Source organism: bacterium (assembly GCA_026129405.1).
Taxonomy (GTDB): Bacteria; Desulfobacterota; Binatia; order DP-6; family DP-6; genus JAHCID01.
Window position 1 is genome coordinate 495,296 of the sequence record JAHCID010000003.1, and the last position, 17,205, is coordinate 512,500.

Annotated in this window: 22 protein-coding genes and 2 tRNA genes; 14 read left to right on the plus strand and 10 right to left on the minus strand. The window is 69.6% G+C overall.

All coding sequences use genetic code 11. The features are described 5' to 3' along the window. Nucleotide 1: 1 nt before the first annotated feature. From KIT14_14830 to KIT14_14870, 9 genes are all read left to right on the plus strand, one after another. Nucleotides 2-559 carry a CDP-alcohol phosphatidyltransferase family protein gene (locus tag KIT14_14830; protein MCW5891802.1) on the plus strand — a complete coding sequence of 186 codons (558 nt, stop codon included), beginning with the start codon at nucleotides 2-4 and terminating at the stop codon, nucleotides 557-559. 55 nt (nucleotides 560-614) lie between these two features. Further along, nucleotides 615-1,454 carry an outer membrane lipoprotein-sorting protein gene (locus tag KIT14_14835; GenBank protein MCW5891803.1) on the plus strand — a complete coding sequence of 280 codons (840 nt, stop codon included), beginning with the start codon at nucleotides 615-617 and terminating at the stop codon, nucleotides 1,452-1,454. Next, on the plus strand, nucleotides 1,451-2,227 hold the full coding sequence (locus tag KIT14_14840) for an inositol monophosphatase (GenBank protein ID MCW5891804.1): 777 nt from the start codon (nucleotides 1,451-1,453) through the stop codon (nucleotides 2,225-2,227). The genes KIT14_14835 and KIT14_14840 overlap by 4 nt, the downstream gene beginning before the upstream one ends. Before the next feature lie 33 nt (nucleotides 2,228-2,260). After that, complete coding sequence (locus KIT14_14845; GenBank protein ID MCW5891805.1) at nucleotides 2,261-2,995, plus strand: SDR family oxidoreductase; 735 nt, start codon at nucleotides 2,261-2,263, stop codon at nucleotides 2,993-2,995. Between the two features lie 86 nt (nucleotides 2,996-3,081). After that, nucleotides 3,082-4,041, plus strand: a complete 960-nt coding sequence (locus KIT14_14850; protein MCW5891806.1) for a MoxR family ATPase — start codon at nucleotides 3,082-3,084, stop codon at nucleotides 4,039-4,041. Nucleotides 4,042-4,062: 21 nt separating this feature from the next. Beyond that, nucleotides 4,063-5,469 (plus strand): VWA domain-containing protein, encoded by a 1,407-nt coding sequence (locus KIT14_14855; GenBank protein ID MCW5891807.1) that lies wholly within the window; start codon nucleotides 4,063-4,065, stop codon nucleotides 5,467-5,469. Nucleotides 5,470-5,543: 74 nt separating this feature from the next. Beyond that, nucleotides 5,544-6,059 (plus strand): bifunctional nuclease family protein, encoded by a 516-nt coding sequence (locus KIT14_14860; GenBank protein ID MCW5891808.1) that lies wholly within the window; start codon nucleotides 5,544-5,546, stop codon nucleotides 6,057-6,059. Between the two features lie 15 nt (nucleotides 6,060-6,074). Then, nucleotides 6,075-6,833, plus strand: coding sequence for a tetratricopeptide repeat protein (locus KIT14_14865; GenBank protein MCW5891809.1), 759 nt, complete (start codon nucleotides 6,075-6,077; stop codon nucleotides 6,831-6,833). Nucleotides 6,834-6,986: 153 nt separating this feature from the next. After that, nucleotides 6,987-7,274: a hypothetical protein gene (locus tag KIT14_14870; GenBank protein MCW5891810.1), complete on the plus strand. Its 288-nt coding sequence runs from the start codon at nucleotides 6,987-6,989 to the stop codon at nucleotides 7,272-7,274. Here the strand turns inward: KIT14_14870 and KIT14_14875 are convergent. Continuing rightward, nucleotides 7,252-7,710: a hypothetical protein gene (locus tag KIT14_14875; GenBank protein ID MCW5891811.1), complete on the minus strand. Its 459-nt coding sequence runs from the start codon at nucleotides 7,708-7,710 to the stop codon at nucleotides 7,252-7,254. The two genes, KIT14_14870 and KIT14_14875, sit on opposite strands and share 23 nt — an antisense overlap. A 20-nt stretch (nucleotides 7,711-7,730) precedes the next feature. Further along, nucleotides 7,731-8,045: a hypothetical protein gene (locus KIT14_14880; protein MCW5891812.1), complete on the minus strand. Its 315-nt coding sequence runs from the start codon at nucleotides 8,043-8,045 to the stop codon at nucleotides 7,731-7,733. Nucleotides 8,046-8,229: 184 nt separating this feature from the next. Between KIT14_14880 and KIT14_14885 the strand changes: the two genes are divergently transcribed. Together KIT14_14885 and KIT14_14890 are read left to right on the plus strand one after the other, a co-directional pair. Next, the gene (locus tag KIT14_14885) at nucleotides 8,230-9,225 is read left to right on the plus strand and encodes an FAD-dependent oxidoreductase (protein MCW5891813.1); all 996 of its coding nucleotides are present in this window, start codon (nucleotides 8,230-8,232) and stop codon (nucleotides 9,223-9,225) included. 83 nt (nucleotides 9,226-9,308) lie between these two features. Next, a complete protein-coding gene (locus KIT14_14890) occupies nucleotides 9,309-11,144 on the plus strand; it encodes a sulfatase (GenBank protein MCW5891814.1) in 1,836 nt (611 codons plus the stop codon). A 111-nt stretch (nucleotides 11,145-11,255) separates the two neighbouring features. Here the strand turns inward: KIT14_14890 and KIT14_14895 are convergent, their stop codons facing one another. From KIT14_14895 to KIT14_14925, 7 genes are all read right to left on the minus strand, one after another. Then, a complete protein-coding gene (locus KIT14_14895) occupies nucleotides 11,256-12,413 on the minus strand; it encodes a deoxyguanosinetriphosphate triphosphohydrolase (protein ID MCW5891815.1) in 1,158 nt (385 codons plus the stop codon). A gap of 62 nt (nucleotides 12,414-12,475) precedes the next feature. Beyond that, complete coding sequence (gene rplI / locus KIT14_14900) at nucleotides 12,476-12,946, minus strand: 50S ribosomal protein L9 (protein MCW5891816.1); 471 nt, start codon at nucleotides 12,944-12,946, stop codon at nucleotides 12,476-12,478. A 13-nt stretch (nucleotides 12,947-12,959) separates the two neighbouring features. Further along, nucleotides 12,960-13,223: a 30S ribosomal protein S18 gene (gene rpsR, locus KIT14_14905; protein ID MCW5891817.1), complete on the minus strand. Its 264-nt coding sequence runs from the start codon at nucleotides 13,221-13,223 to the stop codon at nucleotides 12,960-12,962. Next, nucleotides 13,223-13,636: a 30S ribosomal protein S6 gene (gene rpsF / locus KIT14_14910; protein ID MCW5891818.1), complete on the minus strand. Its 414-nt coding sequence runs from the start codon at nucleotides 13,634-13,636 to the stop codon at nucleotides 13,223-13,225. The genes rpsR and rpsF overlap by 1 nt, the downstream gene beginning before the upstream one ends. A 114-nt stretch (nucleotides 13,637-13,750) precedes the next feature. After that, nucleotides 13,751-14,416, minus strand: coding sequence for a 50S ribosomal protein L25 (locus KIT14_14915; protein MCW5891819.1), 666 nt, complete (start codon nucleotides 14,414-14,416; stop codon nucleotides 13,751-13,753). A gap of 19 nt (nucleotides 14,417-14,435) precedes the next feature. Beyond that, a complete protein-coding gene (locus KIT14_14920; GenBank protein ID MCW5891820.1) occupies nucleotides 14,436-15,380 on the minus strand; it encodes a ribose-phosphate pyrophosphokinase in 945 nt (314 codons plus the stop codon). Between the two features lie 26 nt (nucleotides 15,381-15,406). Continuing rightward, nucleotides 15,407-15,478: transfer RNA gene (locus KIT14_14925), tRNA-Gln, on the minus strand. 170 nt (nucleotides 15,479-15,648) lie between these two features. Between KIT14_14925 and KIT14_14930 the strand changes: the two genes are divergently transcribed. The 3 genes from KIT14_14930 (at nucleotide 15,649) to KIT14_14940 (ending at nucleotide 16,566) form a co-directional block, all read left to right on the plus strand. Next, nucleotides 15,649-15,720 (plus strand) — tRNA-Arg (locus KIT14_14930). A 120-nt stretch (nucleotides 15,721-15,840) separates the two neighbouring features. Continuing rightward, a complete protein-coding gene (locus tag KIT14_14935) occupies nucleotides 15,841-16,023 on the plus strand; it encodes a hypothetical protein (protein ID MCW5891821.1) in 183 nt (60 codons plus the stop codon). A 117-nt stretch (nucleotides 16,024-16,140) separates the two neighbouring features. Continuing rightward, a complete protein-coding gene (locus KIT14_14940) occupies nucleotides 16,141-16,566 on the plus strand; it encodes a hypothetical protein (protein MCW5891822.1) in 426 nt (141 codons plus the stop codon). A 10-nt stretch (nucleotides 16,567-16,576) separates the two neighbouring features. Here the strand turns inward: KIT14_14940 and KIT14_14945 are convergent, their stop codons facing one another. Continuing rightward, nucleotides 16,577-17,143 carry a peptidyl-prolyl cis-trans isomerase gene (locus tag KIT14_14945; protein MCW5891823.1) on the minus strand — a complete coding sequence of 189 codons (567 nt, stop codon included), beginning with the start codon at nucleotides 17,141-17,143 and terminating at the stop codon, nucleotides 16,577-16,579. Between the last annotated feature and the right edge of the window lie 62 nt (nucleotides 17,144-17,205).

Sequence of the window (17,205 nt, forward strand, 5' to 3'; positions counted from 1 at the left end):
GATGCTGAACGTCCCGAACCTGCTCACGCTGCTGCGGCTGATCGCCATCCCCGTCTTCCTGATCCTGCTGATGGACTTCCGCTGGGCCGAAGCGCTCGGCGTCTTCGTGGCGGCGGGCGTCACCGACGCGCTCGACGGCGCCATCGCGCGCCTCACCCACACGAAGACCACGCTCGGCGCCTATCTCGATCCGGCCGCCGACAAGCTGCTCCTCATGGCGGCGTTTCTGGCATTGGGCTTCATGCAGGAGGTGCCGCGCTGGCTCGTCGTCATCGTCATCTCGCGCGACGTCATCCTGGTGCTCGGGTACTTCCTCCTCTTCGTCATGACCCAGAGCGCGATGGAGGTGCGACCGTCGGTCGCGGGCAAGCTGAGCACGTTCTTCCAGCTCTCGACGGTCGCCGTGGTGCTGCTCGGGCGGGTGGCGCCGGCGGCGGTGCCGGCCTGGGCGGAGCTGGCGCTCTGCTGGACGACCGGCGTCGTCACAGCCGTGGCCGGCCTCCAGTACATGGCCCGCGGCCTCCTCTGGCTCCAGGGGCACGACGAGCCCGCGGCGTGAGCGGGGGCGCGCGGCCGCTTGCCGCCGACGCCCGCTTCGGGGCAAGGACGCAGGCATGACGAGCGCCGTGCTCCAGCTCCTGTTGCTGCTGGGCCTCGTGGCCCCGCTTCTGGCTGGCACAGCGGCCAGCGGCGACGAGATCCTCCGGCGCTGGAAGGCGCTCAACGACGGCGAGCGGAACTGGGCCACGCGCCAGCAGGAACTCCAGTTCGACATCGAGGGCAAGTTCGGCAGCCGCAAGCGCGAGCTCACGGTCTACGAGCAGCGCCTCGCCGTGCCGCAGGACGGCATCGACAAGCGATCGATCGTCTTCTTCTCCGCGCCGCCCGAGGTGAAGGGCACCGCGTTCCTCGCCTACACCTTCGCCGACGGCAGCCCGGCCAGCCAGTGGCTCTACCTGCCGGCGCTGAAGCGCGTGCGCGTGCTGGCCGGCAACTCGCGGCGCGAGAGCTTCGTCGGCTCGGACCTGAGCTACAACGACCTCGACCTCCTCGAGGCGCTCGACGCCTGGCCCACGAAGCACGGTAGCGCGACCCTGCTCGGGCAGGAGGTCGTCGACGGCGTCGCCTGCGACAAGATCGAGCTGCCGGTGAAGGAGAGCACCGAGGCGGGCAAGGAGTACGCACGCCTGGTCCTCTGGCTCGGCAGCGCCGACCTCTTCCCACGCCGGCTCGAGTTCTACGAGCGCAGCGACGCGAAGGTCCTGCGCAAGCGTCTCACGCAGGGCGACGTGGTGATGGAGGGCAATATCCCCGTGGCTCGTCGCGTCGTCGTCGAGACGCCGGAGAAAGGCAGCCGGACGCAGATACTGGCGCCCGCGACGCGCTTCGATCCGGAGCTCCCCGACGACCTCTTCGAGCAATCGGCCATGGAGCGCGGAAAGCCGTCTTCGTGACGCCGCCCATCGGGCGCGCGTCGCTCGAGCGGCTCGCCCGACGCGCCGGCCTCGTCGCGCGCCGCTACGCGCAGCGGCTCCGCCCGCAACGCAAGGCCGACGATTCGCTCGTGACGGTCGCCGACCGCGCCGTCGAGCGCTTCCTCACCCGCGAGCTGGCGCGTGCCGTGCCCGCGGCGGGGATCACGGGCGAGGAGGGGACCCACCGTCCGCCCCAGGGCGCATGGCGGTTCGTGCTGGATCCGATCGACGGAACCGCGGCCTTCGTGTCGGGCCTGCCGACCTGGTGCATCTGCATCGCGCTCGTCCACCGCGACGTCCCCGTGGGTGGGGTAATCCACCTACCGGTCTCCGGCGAGACCTTCTCCGCGATGGGCGGGCGCGCGTTCTGGAACGGCCGGCCCCTGGCGCGGCTGGGCCGACGGCCGGGGCAGGGCGACCCCTTCCTCGCCGCGTACTCCAAGCTGCACCGGCGCTACCACGTCGCCTGGCCGGGCAAGATCCGCTCCGTCGGCTCGGCGGCGTATCACGCGGCGCTCGTCGCGCGCGGCTCGGCACAGGCGGCGATGCTGGGGCGCGTCGGTGCTTGGGACGTCGCCGCGGCCATGCCGCTATTGGCCGCGGTCGGGGCACGGCTCGAGTATCTCGGCAGCGGGCCGGTGACGCTGGCCGCGCTCGAGGATCCCGGCGGCGTGCGCGACGCGGTGATCGCCGGGGCGCCGCGGGCGCTGGCGACCTTGCGGACGTCGCTCACGCCGCGCGCGCCCGCGTGACGCGGCCCGGACGCCTGGGCTAGGGTCCGCCGCATGCAGCTGGCGGGGCGCTGGGCGCTGGTCACGGGAGCCGCTAAGCGGGTGGGACGCGTCGTCGCACGCGAGCTCGCCGGGCGCGGCGCGAACGTCGTCGTGCACTACAACCAGTCGGCGAACGACGCTGCCGATGCCGTCCGCGAGCTCGAGGCGATGGGTGTGCGGGCGCTGGCACTGCGCGCGGAGCTGGGCGTGTCAGCCGCGGTGACGGCGCTCGCCCTCGAGGCCGAGGCGCGCACGGGCGGCGTCGCCGTGCTGGTGAACAGCGCGTCGAACTACCTGCGCGTGCCGTTCGACGCCCTCACCGAGGACACCTGGGACGCGAGCCTCGACGTCAACCTGAAGGCGCCGTTCCTGCTCGCCTGGCACCTCGGGCGGGCGATGCGCGCCCGCGGCGAGGGCACGATCGTCAACCTCGCGGACTGGGCGGGCGAGCGGCCATACGAGGACTACCTGCCGTACTGCGTGTCGAAGGCGGGCCTGATCTGCCTCACCAAGGCGCTCGCGAAGGAGCTCGCACCCGCGGTGCGCGTGAACGCCATCGCCCCGGGGCCGGTGCTGCTGCCCGAGGATTTCGGGCCCGAGGCACGCGCGGCCGTCGAGCGCGCGACGCCGCTGCGCCGGGTGGGGACCCCGGAGGACGTCGCACGCTGCGTCCGCTTCCTCGTGGAGGAGGCGACGTTCTCGACCGGGGCCATGTTCCACGTCGACGGCGGGCGCGCGATCGCCTGAGCTGCCGGGGCGGCAGCCGCGTCCACTCGCCGTTGGTTTCACTGCCCGAACCCGTGTGTTAGCGTCTCGGCCCGAGGTTTCCCTGCATGTTCGCGAACATCGACGACGTCATCGAGCGCCTCGGCGCGCAGCAGTACATCGCCAGCCGGACGATCGGCACGGTCGCCTTCCTCGCCAGCCGGCTGGAGAAGCCGATCCTCGTGGAGGGGCCCGCCGGCGTCGGCAAGACGGAGCTCGCGAAGGTCGTCGCGAAGGCCCTCGGGCGCGGCCTGATCCGGCTCCAGTGCTACGAGGGGCTCGACGAAGCCAAGGCGCTGTACGAGTGGGAGTACGCGAAGCAGCTCCTGTACACGCAGATACTGCGCGACAAGATCGGCGAGGTGGTCGGCAACGCCCCCTCGCTGCGCGAGGCCGTGCAGCGGATCGCGAACGAGGACGACGTCTTCTTCAGCGACCAGTTCCTCCTGCCACGGCCGTTGCTGCGCGCCATCACGGCGGACGAGCCGGTGGTCCTCCTGATCGACGAGATCGACAAGTCGGACACGGAGTTCGAGGCCTTCCTGCTCGAGGTGCTCTCCGACTTCCAGGTGAGCGTGCCGGAGCTGGGGACGCTCCAGGCCAAGCACAAGCCGATCGTCGTCCTCACCAGCAACAACGCCCGCGAGATGTCCGACGCCCTGAAGCGACGCTGCCTCCATCTGTACGTCGACTTCCCGGAGAAGGCCCAGGAGCTCGCGATCGTCCAGCTGAAGACGCCGGGGATCAGCGAGCAGCTCGCCGGCGAGGTCGTCGCGCTGATCCAGCGCGTGCGCAAGCTCGACCTGAAGAAGGTGCCGAGCATCAGCGAGACGCTCGACTGGGCGCGGGCGCTCATGCTGCTCAACGTCAACACCCTCGACGACGCGCTCGTCGGCGATACGCTGTCGGTGATCCTCAAGTACGAGGCCGACATCCGCAAGGGCCAGCAGGAGCTGAAGGAGTACGTCGCGCTCCAGCGGGCCAAGCAGGCCGCGCCCCCCGCCGGCGACAAGGACGCGCTCCACTAGCGCGCGACGGCGGGCACGCCGATGGACACGAAGCTCGTCGAGTTCGCCGGCCTGCTCCGACGCAACGGCATCCGCGTCTCGCTCTCCGAGACGATGGAGGCGTTCCGCGCCCTGTCGCTCGTCGGCCTCGACGACCGCGCGACGGTGCGCGCCGCACTGCGCGCCGCGGTCGTGAAGCGCGGCGTCGACGTGCCGAGCTTCGATCGGCTCTTCGACCTGTACTTCACGGGGATGGGCGAGACGATCCGCGACGTCACCCAGGCGACCCAGGCCGCCATGGACCTCGACCCGGAGCAGTTCCAGGATTTCCTCGAGCAGCTGGAGCAGCTCCTCGAGGAGAAGGGCATCGACGTCTCCGAGCTCGCCAGGGCGCTCCTGCGTGCGGATTCGGGGGCGCTCGAGCGCCTGCTGCGCGAGGCCGCCGAGCAGGGGAACCTCGGCCAGATCGAGCACGGCTTCCAGGAAGGACGCTTCACCCACGCCATCGCCGGTGCGCTCGGCCTCGGCGAGGTCGGCGCCGAGCTCGACCGCCTGCGCCAGCAGCTCGAGGGCGTCTCGCCGGACATGGCGCAGCGCCTGGAGCGGTACTTCGACCGCCGCCTGCGCGACCTCCAGGACCTGCTGCGCAGCATGGTGCGGCAGGAGCTGGACCGACACGACGTCAACCGACAGGATCGACAGGGGCTCCAGACGCTCGCCGAGAAGAGCTTCTTCTATCTCACCGAGGACGAGATCCGGCGCATGCAGGAGGCGGTGACGAAGCTCGCGCATCGCCTGCGCAACGTGGTGGCGATCCGGCGCAAGCGTGCCCGGCGCGGGCGCTTCGACTCGAGCGAGACCATGCGCCGGAACCTCCAGTACGGCGGGGTGCCGTTCCGCGTGGTCTTCGACAAGAAGCGCAAGGAGCGACCGCAGGTGATGGTGCTGTGCGACGTGTCGGACTCCGTCCGCAACGTCTCGCGCTTCATGCTCCAGTTCGTCTACGCGCTCCAGGACCTCTACTCGAAGGTCCGCAGCTTCATCTTCGTCGCCGATCTCGGCGAGGTGACGCAGATATTCCAGGATCGCGAGATCGGCCAGGCCCTCGACGCGGCACTCCAGGGCAATCTCATCAACATCTATGCGCACTCCGATTTCGGGCGTGCCTTCCGCAGCTTCCACCGCGACTACCTGGGCGCGGTGAGCAAGCGGACCACGGTCATCGTGCTGGGCGACGCCCGCAACAACTACAACCTGCCGCACGAGTGGGTGCTGCGCGACGTCCAGCAGCGGGCGAAGCAGGTGATCTGGCTCAACCCGGAGAACCGCATGACCTGGGGCTTCGGCGACAGCGAGATGGACCGCTACGCGCCCTACTGCACGATCGTCGAGGAGTGCCGGAACCTGAACCAGCTGTACCGCGTCATCGACCGCATGGTGATGGGGTAGGGCTCCGCGCCGGACGCCGCCCCGGGCTTCATCCGATTGACGTCCCGGGGAGCCTTCGACATGATGCAAACTGCATGAATCGGGAGGATTTCATCCTGATGACGGTGGGAGGGCTGACGCTCGATCCGGTCACCAAGACACCCATCGTGATTCTCCGGGACCCGGACAACAAGCTGAACCTCCCGATCTGGATCGGGCTCCTCGAGGCCACCTCGATGGCGACGGAGCTCGAGGGCATCAAGATGGCCCGCCCGATGACGCACGACCTGCTGCGCACGTTCCTCGAGGAGCTGGGCGCGAGCGTCGAATGGGTCGAGGTCACGGAGCTCCGCGACAACACGTACTACGCCATGATCTATCTGCGCGTCGGCGACCGGCAGCTGAAAATGGACTCGCGGCCGTCCGACGCGATCAGCCTGGCACTCCGTACGAAGAGCCCGATCTACGTCGCCAAGGCGGTCCTCGAAGCATCGAGCGTCCTCCAGCAGATGGAGGAGGGCAAAGAGCAGGACCTGTCGAACGTGTCCCGCGACAAATGGGCCGAGATCCTCGAGAAGATGTCCCCCGAGGATTTCAAGTATAAGATGTAGCTTGGCTGGAGGCGCATGGCGACGAGCGAACGGGTCAAGATCGACCGCAAGGCACTGCGGCAACCCGACGAGTTCCAGACCCTCACGACGCAGGCGGCGGCGTGGGCACAGGAGCACCAGACGACGCTCGTCGCCGTCGGTGTCGCGCTCGTCGTGCTCGCGCTCGCGGCCGGCGGCATCGGCTGGTGGCGCGGTCGTCAGGCCGAGGCCGCATCGATCCGCTTCCGCTCGGCGCATCAGGCCTTCGAGGCCAGCCGATGGGCCGAAGCCGCCGAGGGGTTCGCCAGCGTGCGCGCCGACTACGGCAGTACACCGTACGGCCGTCTCGCGAGCCTCTACCGCGGCCACGCGCTCGCGCGCGCCGGCGATGCCGCCGGCGCCGCCACGGCCTACGGCGAGTACCTGGCCGCAGGCCCCGAGACCGAGTACCTGCGCCAGGAAGCGCTGGCGAGCCTCGGGCGGGCGCGCGAAGCGTCCGGCGATGCCGCGGCCGCTCGCGATGCCTTCGACCAGGCAGCGGCGATGCCCGGGCCGTTCCGCGTCGAGGCGCGGCTCGGCCAGGCGCGGCTCGCCGAAGCAGCCGGCGACACGGAGCGCGTCCGAACGATTTACGGCGAGATGCTGGCCGAGGCGCCAGCAGGTCCGCTACGGGCGTTCCTCGAGGCGAAGGCACCATCCGGAGCCGTCCCGGCGGCAACACCGGCGAGCCCTCCGGCAGCGCCCGCGGAGGCTCCCGCAGCCGTGCCGCCGGCGGCTGACGCCGCGGCGCAGTGACCCCGGGTCGCCTCCGACGCCACCGGAGCCCGGATGCGACGGCGTCCCGCGGAGTGGGATGGGCGCGGCTGTCGGCCACCGACCGCCACGCGGCGCACGTGGCCGTGACCCGGGCGGTGCAGCGGTGGCGCCCGCGCGGCGCATGATGCGCCGGTGCTAGCAACGATCGGCGTCGCGGCGCTCGTGGTCGTGGCGCTGGGCATGTGGCCGCTGGCCCGCGCGACACTGGGACGGGCGGCGGAGACGGGGGCCGAGCTGGCGGCGGCAGCCGCGGTGTTCGTGGTGCCGGCCGCGGTCGGTGCGGTCGGCGCATGGGCCGTCGGGGCGCCGTGGCACGACGGGGCCGGGATCGGGTTCGCGGCGGGCGTCGCGGTGCTATTCGTCGTCGCGGCGCGGACGCGCGGCTTCTGGGAGCCCGCTAGGGCGCCGTCTCCCCGATGAATCCGAACGCCCCGTCGTCCGCCTCGCCGCAGGTGAGGGCGACGACGACGCGCGGTGCGTCGGCCGGCGGCGCGGTCTCCCACAACCGCACGTCGGGCTCCCGGGTCGTGAGCGAGCCGGAGACCGTGCAGCGGCGCCGGCCGATCCGAAGCGTGCCGGCGAAGTCGCCGGGGTGCGCGGTGCGGGCGCGCAGCAGGCCGGTGCGGCCGGGGCACCGGCCGTGGGAGGGACCGCGGCGGCAGCGGTAGCGGGCGCGGAGCGACCAACAGGGGGTGGCGATGGCGCACGGTTCCGGCGCCCAGCGCAGGGCGACCAGCGACGACGGGGCGAGGCCGCTGGTGACGCCGAGGTAGCGCGGGCGAGGGGCAGCGGGGCCGAGGGCAGCAGCGCCGAGGGTGAGGGTAATGAGCGCGGTACCAAGCAGGCGGACGTGCATGGGGGAGCCTCCCGAGGAGACTATCGGCGGCGGGGGCGGCGCGCTTGAGGCGAGGGGGCGGGGAGGGACAGGGGCGGTGCCGGCGCGGCAAGCGAAGGTCGCGGCGGCGAGGAAATGCCGGGGCGGTGGATGGGCGTGATGTCGGTGGGCACGGCGGGCGCCGGCGCGTTGGCCACATGCTCGGCGAGGCGGTCGTCGAGAAGGAGCGCCTGGCGGCATTTCTGCCGCACCAGGATGCGCAGCGCTGTCGGGTTGTAGCGTTGCGCCTCTGCGGCGACTAAGAGCTGGCTCAGGATCGCACGCAGGCGCTCGATTTCTTTGAGCCCTTCGAGCATCAACCGTAGTATCGACGGGGAGAATACAGAGGATGATATCCCATCGGGGGCATAGGCGTTGCTGGGGGTGTCAGAAAGGGAGCTGGATTGATGCTGGGGCGGATGGCAAGCCAGCAACGTCCGATAAGGAGCGTTATGTAAACCTTTGCGCCTGCGGCCGGCGGCGCGGGCGCAGCGCGGCTCGGTGCCCTACCCCCTACAGAACCACCTGCGGAGGCTCGGCGGCGAAGTCGCAGCGCAGGCGCTGGCCGAGATGGCCCAGCCGCTGCGGCCCGTGCGGACGATGCGCGAGTGGCTCCAGCAGAGCTTCGGGCCGACGTTGGCGGCGCGCTTCTTCGATCCGTTCCATCGGCTCTACACGGCCGGCCTCTACGACCGCATCGCGCCGCAGGACGCCTACAAGTCTCCCGTCGATCTCGGGCTCGCCATCCGCGGCGCGCTCTCCGATACCCCCGCCGTCGGCTACAATGCCACGTTCGCGTATCCCGACGGCGGGCTCGACGTGCTCGCGCGCCGGATGGCCGCGGCGGGATGCGTCGAGTACGGCAAGCGCGTCGTACGCATCGAGCTCGCGGAGCATGCCGTACACTTCGCCGACGGGACCGCACAGCGCTACGACACGCTGCTCTCCACGCTCCCACTCAACCGGGTGCTCGAGATGGCCTCGCTCGCCACCGAGGCGCCGCCCGATCCGTTCACGTCGGTGCTCGTGCTGAACGTCGGGGCCCAGCGCGGCAAGCGCTGCCCGCGCGACCACTGGATATACCTGCCGCACAGCCGCGCGGGCTTCCACCGCATCGGCTTCTACGACAACGTCGACGTCGCCTTCCTGCCGGCGGCGACGCGCGCGCAGCACGATCGGGTCGCCATCTACGTCGAGCGGGCATGGGTGGGCGGCGAGCAGCCCGATGCCGAGGCCACCCGCGCATACGCCGAGGCAGTGGTGCGCGAGCTCCAGGACTGGGACCTCATCGGCGACGCCGAGGTCGTGGACCCCACCTGGATCGACGTCGCCTACACCTGGTCATGGCCTGGATCGACGTGGGTGGCGGAGGCGACCGGCGCCCTGCGCCGGGCCGACGTGCTGGCCGTCGGACGCTACGGGCGCTGGGTCTTCCAGGGCATCGCCGAATCCATCCGCGAGGGATTCGCCGCCGGCGTCGCGCTGCGCACGCTCTGAGCCGGATGCGCTCGCATCCCGCGCCGCGAGCGGGCACGGGCGAGTCGCGTTCCGGGGCAGTTGGTGGCACCATCCCCCGATCCATGCTCCGCGTCCTCGTGGCCCTCGGGCTGCTCGTGGTCGGGCCCGGGGTCGCATACGCGGCCGGCCGACCCGACGTCGTCTTCCTGCTCCTCGACACCACCCGTGCGGACCGCCTCGGCGTCTACGGCAACCCGCGACCGACGAGCCCCGCGCTCGATGGGCTGGCGCGGGACGGCGTCGTGTTCGAGCGGCACTATGCCAACTCGCATGCGACGCGACCGTCCATGCCCCAGCTGGCCAGCGGGCGTTACTATCACGAGAACGTCCTGCGCTCGTTCGAGCCCCAGGCGCACCCGCGCGAGTTCCCGTGGAATCGTCCCGATCCGACGGCGGTGCTGCTGCCGGCGCTGCTGCGCGACGCCGGCTATCGTACCCTCGGCGTCAGCGCACACCCCTGGGTGGTCGCGAACAGCACTTTCGGCGCCGGCTTCGCGTCACTCGAGCTGGTGCCCTTCGAAGATGCCGACGGGCACGGCGATGCGACCCAGGTGGTCGACCGGGCCCTCGCGCTCTGGGACGCCCGCGATCGCTCGCTGCCGACATTTCTCTACCTGCACTTCATGGACGCCCACCTGCCCCGCCGCATCCCGCCGGGACGGACGTCCTTCCTCGATCCGGCCTTCGACTGGAAGCGTCGTTTCGATGCGGGCAGCTGGCCGACCTTCGGCGCCGGCCGCCGCTTATGGTCGCGCGGCGATGCGACCGACTTCACGCCGGCCGACCGCCGGCACATGGTCGACGTCTACGACACGCTGCTCCAGTCGATGGACGAGCACATCGGCCGGCTCCTCGCCGGCCTGCGGCGCGACGATCCGGCCCTCGCGCGCACACTCCTCGTCGTCACCGCCGATCACGGCGAAGAGCTCGGCGAGCAGGGCCGGCTCGAGCACACGGACACCCTCGCCGACGGCGTGCAGCACATCCCCTGGATCATGGCGGGGGCCGGCATCGTCTCCGGACAGCGTCTCGCCCGGTTCACCGAGAACGTCGATGTGATGCCGACGCTCGCCGCCGCCGCCGGGGTTCCGCTGCCGGCCGGCGTCGTCGTCGACGGCCGGGTTCAGCTCGAGCCCGACGGGCGGCTGCGTCCGGAAGCCGGACGCGACGCGGCCGCCTTCGCATGGGAGACGTATCGCGGCCTGCGCAGCGACGGGCATCTTCTGCGCGCTCGGCCGGCAGGCGCACTCGACGCGCATTGCGAGGGCGCCCGCGCCCTCTTCCGTGTTCACGAGCCGTTCCGGCACGCGCTGCATCCCCGCCAGCGCCCCCGGTTGATGGGCATCCTGGATCGAACCCTGGCCGACCGCCTCGACGCTCCGGAGCGCAGCTTTCTCGCCGCGCGATACGGCCCTCCGAACGGCAGCGTCACGCTGCGCGCCGAGTACTGGACCCTGTCCGACCAGGCCGAGCTCGGCTGCCGGCCGGTGGGGCCGACGACCACGGCGCCGGACCTCGACGTCGCCGGTTGGTTCTGGACCGGCCGGGGCGTCGCCACACTGACCGATGACGCCCCGCCGCTGCCGGTCGAGCTCCACGTGCCGGATGGAACGTACCGGGCGGAGCTCACCCTGCGATCGTTGGGTTCGATGCCGGCGCTGTGGGGGTTCGCCACATGGCGACGCGGGTTCCGCGACGCTGCGAACGCGCGAATCGATCTCGGCCCGGTGACCGCACGAGACGGCGTGCTCATGCTGCCGATCCCGCCGGCAGCGGCTCGGTACGCGCTCGGTGTGCGCCTGACGCCCGCCGGCGTTGCCGCGACCGGCGCAGCGCGCGAGCCCGTCGTCGACGACGAGCAGCGCAAGCGGTTGCAGGCGCTAGGCTACGTCGACTGAGCCTGCTTGCCGGCATGGCTCAGGGGCCCGCCGGGACCGGACCAGGTACCGCGACCGGCGCACAGCGGATCGCCGTCCCGGCGCCGCGATCCACGCGGCCTCCGGATCCGCTCAGACGCGCTCGTAGGGGTCGAACAGCTTTTTGTACTCCTCGAGCGCGAAGCGGTCGGTCATGCCGGCGATGTAGTCCGCGATCACGCGCGGCACGGTCTCCCCGTTCTCCCGGACGCGCCGGAGCACGTGCGGCGGCAGCTGCCGCGGCTCGTGCATGTAGACCTCGAAGAGCGCCGTCATGATGCGGTCGGCCTTCTGCGTCATCCGGGTCACACGGTGATGTGTGTACAGGCGGTCGTAGAGAAACGTCTTCAGCGCCTGGTGCTTCGCGGTCATGGCGGGTGAGAAGTCGACCAGGCGGGGCTTCACGGCGCGCACGCCGTCGAGGGACGTGATGCCCGCACGGTCGATGCGCTCGAGAAGCGTACTGGTGAGGTCCGTCGCCATCCAGTCGATCAGACGCCGGACGGCCTGATAGTGCAGGATCGTCGCGGGTGCCGAGGCGGCCTCGGCGGTGACCGCAGCCAGCGCATCCGCCCAGAGGGGAACTGTCGCCAGATCCTCGGAGTCGAGCATGCCGGACTTGAGGCCGTCGTCGACGTCGTGCGCGTTGTAGGCGATCTCGTCCGCGAAATCGACGATCTGCGCCTCGAGGCAGGGCGCGAGCGAGGCGTCGTACTCCTGGACCTGCGGCCGATCGTAGCGCGTCGAATGCTTGACGATGCCCTCCCGGACCTCCCAGGTCAGGTTCAGGCCACGGAAGCTCGGGTAGCGTTCTTCGAGGACCTCGACGATACGCAGGCTCTGGGCGTTGTGCTCGAAGCCGCCGTACGGCTCCATGAGGCGATCGAGGGTGCGTTCGCCGGCGTGCCCGAACGGCGTATGGCCGAGGTCGTGCGCGAGGGCGACCGCCTCCGCCAGGTCCTCGTTGAGCCCGAGGGAGCGTGCCAGGGTACGGGTGACTTGGGCCGCCTCCATCGTGTGCGTGAGGCGGGTCCGGTAGTAGTCGCCCTCGTGATTCACGAAGACCTGGGTCTTGTACTCCAGACGCCGGAAGGCCGTGGAGTGGATGATACGGTCGCGGTCCCGCTGGAAGGCCATGCGCAGCGGATGCTCGGGCTCGGGGAGACGTCGTCCCCGTGAATCCCGGCTCGCCATGGCCCACGGCGCAAGGCCATCCGCTTCCCGCGTCTCCAGGGCCTCGCGGGTGAACATCGGCCGTGCCTCCATTCGTCGGCTGGGAGCGCCAGGCTCCCTGCCGTTCGCATCCCGGGGGATCAGCCCCCGGCGGCCTCGTCGCCGGCGGCCTCGACGGTCAGCTGGATCGTCGCACGGACGTCGCGGCCGATGCCGACCGCGATCGAGTAGGTTCCGAGCTGCTTGATCGGCTCGTCGAGCTCGATGCGACGTCGATCGACGTGGACACCGCGGGCGGCGAGCAACCGCTCGACATCGATGTTGGTCACCGAGCCGAAGAGCCTGCCCTCGTCTCCCGCGCGTGCCTGGACGGTCAGGGTGATACCCTCGACCTGCTTGGCGCGGGCCTCTGCGTCCTTGCGGTCGCGCTCCGCCTTCACCGCGATGACGCGCTTCTGATGCTCGAGCACGCGCAGGTTCTTGCTGCTGGCCTCGACCGCAAGCCCGCGCGGGAGGAGGAAGTTGCGGGCGTAGCCCGGCTTCACCCGGACCACGTCGCCGATCTTGCCGAGGTTGGGTACGTCGTCGCGAAGGATCAGTTCGACCGGCATCGGAAGTGCGTCCTCAGGGATAGACCGTGGTGTAGGGAAGCAGCGCCACGGTGCGGGCCTGCTTGATGGCCACGGTGAGGCGGCGCTGGTGGCGGGCGCAGTTGCCCGTGATGCGCGCCGGGATGATCTTGCCGCGCTCGGTGAGGAACCCGCCGAGCGTGCGCGAATCTTTGTAGTCGATCAGGAGGGCGCGGTCGGCGCAGAAGCGGCAGACCTTGCGTCGCCCCATGCCCCGCCGGCGAGGGGGACGCCCCCCTGCTGCGCGTTCCTTCGCCATCAGGAGCCCTCCCCTTCGCTCATCATCTCCATCTCGCCGTCGGCGCCGAGCTCGTCGCCGCCTTCGGCGCCGTCCTCACGGTCCGGCCGACGCACGGTACGGAGGGGCGCGGGCGGAGCGTTCTCGGCCTGACGCACGGACACGAAGCGCAGGACGGGGTCCATGATCTTCAGGTTGCGTTCGATCTCGGTCAGGGCCTTCGGCGTCGCACGGTATTCGAACAGAACGTAGAATGCCCGCTTCTGCTTGGCGACGAAGTACGTCAACTCGCGCAGGCCCCACTCCTGGACCTGGCTGATCGTGCTTCCCTGATCCTCCATGAGCGTCCGGATGCGCGCCAGGAGCTCCTTGGCTCCGGCCTCACCCTGGTCAGGATGGATCAGGATGAGCGTTTCATAGCGGCGATCCGCCATCCGCTGCCTCCCGTCGATTGACACGGTTCTGGGCGCCCATGGCGCCTGCATTCGCCTTCCCGGCGAGATGATGAAGGTCCGTCACGTTGCGAACCGATGCGTGGATGCGCGCGATCACCCCGCCCCCTCGCCACCTTTTTTCGACTCGGCCTTGGCCTCGGTGCCGGCTTCGCCACCTTCGGCAGCCCCCTGGCCGCCGGCGGCCTCGACCGTGGGCGGCAGCACCGTCACGACCGTCGACGTGACGTCGCCAGCGATGGAGGTTCCTTCCGGCAGCTTCAGATCGCCCGCATGGATGGCGTCGTGGATGCCGAGCGGCGACACGTCGACCTCGATGAACTCGGGGATCTCGGTCGGCAGGCACTCGACCTCCACCTCGCGCAGCACCGGCTGGAGAATGCCGCCCGCGACGACGCCAGCAGCCTTGCCGACGAAGTGGAGCGGCACCGACACGCGGAGCCGCTCGGTGAGATCGACCTCGAAGAAGTCGGCGTGCAACACGGCGCCCGTGACCGGGTGACGTTGCATGTCACGCACGAGCACCATGCGCTCGTGGATCTCCGCGTCGGCCGCGCCGCCTGCATGCACCAGACGGATCAGATGCGATCCCTCGAGATGCGCCAGCCGACGCTCGACCTGCTCATGCGAGCATACGATCGCGGCCGTCTCGCGGTTGGGGCCGTAGAGGATCGCCGGCACCCTGCCGGCGGCACGCAGGCGTCGCATCGGCCCCTTCCCCCGCTCCGTTCGCCGCTCGATGGTGATCTCAACCGTTTGCATGAAGACCGTCCCTGTCCAGTCAGATGAAGAGCGAGCTGATCGACGCCTCGTCGTGCGTCCGGCGGATGGCCTCGCCGAGAAGCGACGCGACGGAGAGCACCTTCAGCTTGGTGAGCTTGGCGACCTCGGACCGGATCGGGATGCTGTCGGTAACGACGAGCTCGTCGATTCCGGAGTTCTCGATCCGGCCGGTTGCGGGACCGGAGAGCACGGCATGGGTGGCGCATGCGAATACGCGCGATGCGCCAGCCGCCCGCACGGCGTCCGCCGCGGTGCACAACGTCCCGGCGGTGTCGATGATGTCGTCGACGATCACGGCGACGCGATCACCGACGTCGCCGATGATCTGCATCTCCGCGACCTCGTTCGCACGCGCACGACGCTTGTCGATGATTGCAAGGTTGGCGTCGAGGCGCTTCGCGAATGCGCGCGCCCGCTCGACGCCGCCCGCGTCGGGCGACACTACCGTAGCCGGGCGGTCACCGAGACACTCGCGCACATACTGGAGCAGAACTGGCGTAGCGTACACGTTGTCGACGGGCACGTTGAAAAAGCCCTGAATCTGTCCGGCATGCAGGTCGACCGTGAGGACTCGCGATGCGCCGGCAGCGGTAATGAGATCGGCGATCAGCTTCGCACTGATAGGAACGCGGGGCGCCACTTTGCGATCTTGTCGCGCGTACCCGTAGTACGGGATCACGGCGGTGATGCGCTTCGCCGATGCTCGCTTGAACGCGTCGAGCATCAGCAGGAGCTCCATGATGTTGTCGTTCGTCGGCATCGAGGTCGACTGCACGACGAACACATCCCCGCCGCGGACGTTCTCGGTGATCTCGACCTGGACCTCTCCGTCGCTGAACCGCCCGATCTCGGCGCCGCCGAGGGGAACCCCGACATAGCGACTTATGGCCTCGGCCAACGGGCGATTCGAGTTGCCCGTAAAGAGTTTGATCTCGTCCTTCACCGGTTTCTTGGAGCCTTCACACCGAGTTGGGCGGGAAGGAGTCGAACCTTCGCTGCCGGATCCAAAGTCCGGTGCCTTGCCAGCTTGGCTACCGCCCAGGGCTGATCAGCTGCGTTCCACTCCGATCCACTCGGAAACGCAGCACATTAGTTTTGGGCCCGGGGGAAGTCAACTCCGCGCCGTCGCTGGGCGAATCCCCAAGCGTCCAACCGTGAGCCGGTGGACGCTCGCAGCGCGCTGTGATACCAGCCGACGCCCCACCCGGCCCGCCCCCGTGGTGAAATGGATATCACACAGGCCTCCGGAGCCTGGGGTAGAGGTTCGATTCCTCTCGGGGGCATTCGCCGTCGGACGCGACCTCGCAAGCGCTTGATTTCCCGGCACCTGTTTGTTTAAGTCGGCGAGATCGGCAGACCACCTGCCTGCCTCGCTGGGCCGGCTTGTCGTGAGGGAGTGGCTGATGGAATTTCCCAGGTGCCAGAAGTGCAATGAGGGAGTGCTGCTCCCTCTCTCGGATTATGGGCAGGAAGGCGCCGCCGTGATCTTCAAGGCGTGGGCATGCACCGACCCCGAGTGCGGGTTCTCTCTTCGCGTCGACAAGGGAGAGGTTACCTACGGCAAGAAGATCGAGCAGCGTCGTTGACTCGGCGTGCGCGGGTCGGGCTTTTGACCCACCTCGTGACCGTGACGCCCGCCGTCTTGCGGCGCGCGCCGCGAACGCGCTAGACGGACCGAGGCCAATCGGCGAGGAGGGATTCTGATGCGGAGTGCTCAGAAGCTGCTGTGTGCGGTCGCGACGGCCGGCGTCCTGGCGGCCGGGGTGCCGTCGGCATCCGCGATAACGTGGGAAGAGCGGGCTCCCAGCGCGCGTGCTTTCTATACGACAGCAGCAATGTTGGCGAACGTCATGCCGATCAGCTCCGCGTTCGTCGCCTCGCGCTGCGTTCAGGGCTACTTGCTCTGCAAGTTCACCTTCGCCAGCCTCAGTGTCATCGCCGCCGCGGAATCGATCGTCATGTCCGGAGGCAGTGACATGAGCGAGCCGAAGGCGCTTCTCGAGCGCGGCTTCTCCGGAGATTGGTACCTCACCGGCCCCGACATCTCTGGCGACAAGACCGCCGACCCGTATCCCGAGGTTGCGCCGCCGGCGACCGACGACGGCGGATTCACGCCGCCGCCGATCTGAAACGGCGGCGCTACTCCTCGACGATCTTCGCTGACTTGATCGTGACGGCCTCGGTCGGCACGTCGCGGTGCTGACCGCGCGTGGTGGTTTGTACCTTCTCGATCTTCTGAACCACGTCCATCCCGCCTACGACCTTACCAAATACCGCGTAGCCCACGCCGTCTTGGGCTCTCTCCCGGTTCAGGAAGTCGTTGTTCTTCGTGTTGATGAAGAACTGCGACGTCGCGCTGTCGGGAACCGAAGTCCGTGCCATGGCGAGCGTGCCCGTGTCGTTTCGAAGGCCGTTCGCGGATTCGTTCTTGATGGGCGCCAGCTGCCCTTCGCGTTTGTCGCGCATGTCTGCGGTGAGCCCGCCCCCCTGCACCATGAAGCCCGGGATGACGCGGTGGAAGATCGTTCCGTCGTAGTAGCCGGCTTTCACGTAGGCAAGGAAGTTCTTCACCGTTTCTGGCGCCTTGTCGGCATACAGCTCGACCTTTATCTCACCCATTGACGTCGCGATCACGACCATCGGATTCGCCTTTCCGGCGGCAACCGCATTCCCGGCAGCAATGGTTGCCAGTAGGATGCCACCCATCAACACCAATCGACTCATGCAGACCACCTCCCTTGAGGAACGCGGGTCCTCATTCCACAGCG

What these genes read in the sequence shown, in the direction of transcription:
- rplI (MCW5891816.1), bottom strand. Translation starts at nt 12,946, where the DNA reads ATGCCGGTCGAACTGATCCTTCGCGACGACGTACCCAACCTCGGCAAG.
- KIT14_14895 (MCW5891815.1), bottom strand. Translation starts at nt 12,413, where the DNA reads ATGTTCACCCGCGAGGCCCTGGAGACGCGGGAAGCGGATGGCCTTGCG.
- KIT14_14940 (MCW5891822.1), top strand. Translation starts at nt 16,141, where the DNA reads ATGCGGAGTGCTCAGAAGCTGCTGTGTGCGGTCGCGACGGCCGGCGTC.
- rpsF (MCW5891818.1), bottom strand. Translation starts at nt 13,636, where the DNA reads ATGGCGGATCGCCGCTATGAAACGCTCATCCTGATCCATCCTGACCAG.
- KIT14_14855 (MCW5891807.1), top strand. Translation starts at nt 4,063, where the DNA reads ATGGACACGAAGCTCGTCGAGTTCGCCGGCCTGCTCCGACGCAACGGC.
- KIT14_14935 (MCW5891821.1), top strand. Translation starts at nt 15,841, where the DNA reads ATGGAATTTCCCAGGTGCCAGAAGTGCAATGAGGGAGTGCTGCTCCCT.
- KIT14_14880 (MCW5891812.1), bottom strand. Translation starts at nt 8,045, where the DNA reads ATGCTCGAAGGGCTCAAAGAAATCGAGCGCCTGCGTGCGATCCTGAGC.
- KIT14_14845 (MCW5891805.1), top strand. Translation starts at nt 2,261, where the DNA reads ATGCAGCTGGCGGGGCGCTGGGCGCTGGTCACGGGAGCCGCTAAGCGG.
- rpsR (MCW5891817.1), bottom strand. Translation starts at nt 13,223, where the DNA reads ATGGCGAAGGAACGCGCAGCAGGGGGGCGTCCCCCTCGCCGGCGGGGC.
- KIT14_14860 (MCW5891808.1), top strand. Translation starts at nt 5,544, where the DNA reads ATGAATCGGGAGGATTTCATCCTGATGACGGTGGGAGGGCTGACGCTC.
- KIT14_14915 (MCW5891819.1), bottom strand. Translation starts at nt 14,416, where the DNA reads ATGCAAACGGTTGAGATCACCATCGAGCGGCGAACGGAGCGGGGGAAG.
- KIT14_14850 (MCW5891806.1), top strand. Translation starts at nt 3,082, where the DNA reads ATGTTCGCGAACATCGACGACGTCATCGAGCGCCTCGGCGCGCAGCAG.
- KIT14_14875 (MCW5891811.1), bottom strand. Translation starts at nt 7,710, where the DNA reads ATGCACGTCCGCCTGCTTGGTACCGCGCTCATTACCCTCACCCTCGGC.
- KIT14_14830 (MCW5891802.1), top strand. Translation starts at nt 2, where the DNA reads ATGCTGAACGTCCCGAACCTGCTCACGCTGCTGCGGCTGATCGCCATC.
- KIT14_14865 (MCW5891809.1), top strand. Translation starts at nt 6,075, where the DNA reads ATGGCGACGAGCGAACGGGTCAAGATCGACCGCAAGGCACTGCGGCAA.
- KIT14_14835 (MCW5891803.1), top strand. Translation starts at nt 615, where the DNA reads ATGACGAGCGCCGTGCTCCAGCTCCTGTTGCTGCTGGGCCTCGTGGCC.
- KIT14_14890 (MCW5891814.1), top strand. Translation starts at nt 9,309, where the DNA reads ATGCTCCGCGTCCTCGTGGCCCTCGGGCTGCTCGTGGTCGGGCCCGGG.
- KIT14_14945 (MCW5891823.1), bottom strand. Translation starts at nt 17,143, where the DNA reads ATGGGTGGCATCCTACTGGCAACCATTGCTGCCGGGAATGCGGTTGCC.